The organism is bacterium (assembly GCA_040755795.1).
Taxonomy (GTDB): domain Bacteria; phylum UBA9089; class CG2-30-40-21; order CG2-30-40-21; family SBAY01; genus JBFLXS01.
In genome coordinates this window covers 1-1,406 of the sequence record JBFLXS010000680.1, presented here as the reverse complement: position 1 = coordinate 1,406, position 1,406 = coordinate 1, and the positions used below count along the sequence as shown (strand labels likewise).

At 36.4% G+C, this 1,406-nt stretch carries 2 protein-coding genes; both read left to right on the top strand.

Features of this window, described 5'->3' with window-relative positions; all coding sequences use genetic code 11:
- A partial coding sequence (locus AB1414_20885; protein MEW6609867.1) for a radical SAM protein occupies nt 1–1,085 on the top strand: 1,085 nt, incomplete at its 5' end.
- A complete protein-coding gene (locus AB1414_20880) occupies nt 1,078–1,263 on the top strand; it encodes a hypothetical protein (GenBank protein MEW6609866.1) in 186 nt (61 codons plus the stop codon). The genes AB1414_20885 and AB1414_20880, both read left to right, overlap by 8 nt.
- Nucleotides 1,264–1,406: the final 143 nt, after the last annotated feature.

Genomic DNA, 1,406 nt, shown 5'->3' with positions numbered 1-1,406 from the left:
TCTTAAAAATAAAGGAAGATGGTCCCCAGCTTTTTAACAAAAGAACCGGACTATGTGTTGGATTAGCTAAGAGTACGCTGCTTCACCTCTTATCAAGATACCCTTATATCCGGAGGGTTAATGGCTTTCTGCCGGCCAAGATTCATATCCTCCTGACCCAGAGGTGCAATTATCATTGTCGGTATTGTTACTCTGATAAGAATAACTATGAGATAGATATCCTGCTATTAAAAACCTATCTGGATGCCTTAAAGAGGAATGGAGTCTTGCAATTAGCTGTTGGAGGTGGTGAGCCTTTACTATATCCTCACCTTATGGAGTTTTTGCGATATGCCTCAGATTATGAATTCGTAATAAATATAACCACAAATGGCAGCCTGGTAACTAAAGAATTGGCAAGCAAGATAAAGGGGTATGTAAGTAGCATTCAGGTATCTTTGAATGGGTCGAGCCAATCGATAAATAGCCAGACAAGGGACAGGAGGTCTTTTAAGGACGCCATCAGGACAATCGAAATCCTTAAGTCAAGCCAGATCGATGTTGGTATAAATTATTTGTTATTTGTGGAGAATCTGGGTGATTTACCCAGGATGGCTAAATTGATTAAAACCCTTGAACTCAGAAGGATTATCATCATTAGACCCAAAATAAAGGAAGAATATCCTGAAGATTATCCAGGATTGGTCAGGGAACAAATCTTCAAGATGAGGAAGATTTATCCTTCAATTGAATTCAGGGTTGATTGCGGATTTTCTGCCCTTTTTAATAATATCTCTTCCCTTGAGTTATCTAAACATGGTATTTTCGGATGTCAGGCAGGTAAAGATTTTTTAATATTAAAACCTGATGGGTGCTTTTATCCTTGTTGCTTTTTAGATGAACCAGGGTTTAAACTGGATCAAGATTTTAAATCAAATTATTACCGAATGTTAAGTTACCTGGATACTATTAAGAAGACAATAGAGGGAAACTGTGCTCAATGTAAGATTATAGATAATTGTTTTGGTTGTAGAGGTATTGTTAGACTGACAGGTAATAACATAATGGATAGTGATCCGATTTGTAAGGGGGTAAACAATGGATAAGAAACTGATACTTAACCAAACAAGGGAGATACTCCAGGACTATGAGCCAGATCAATGTGGCAGGACCGCAGAATTGTTACAGGCTCTCTGGCTCAAGACAGAACCCAAAAAAACCGCGTATCTTGTAAAGAATGACCAGCAAAGAAAAATTGTAAGCGTTCAGCTACTTAAAAAATAACTGTAAAATGTAAAATGAGCAATTAAAAATTTAAAAGTCAATTCTGTAAAGTCAATTAGTCTTTCAGTAATATCATCATCTTTCATTTCATCCATCCTCTCATTTTACATTTTTCATTTTACATTGCCCATTTTACATTATTA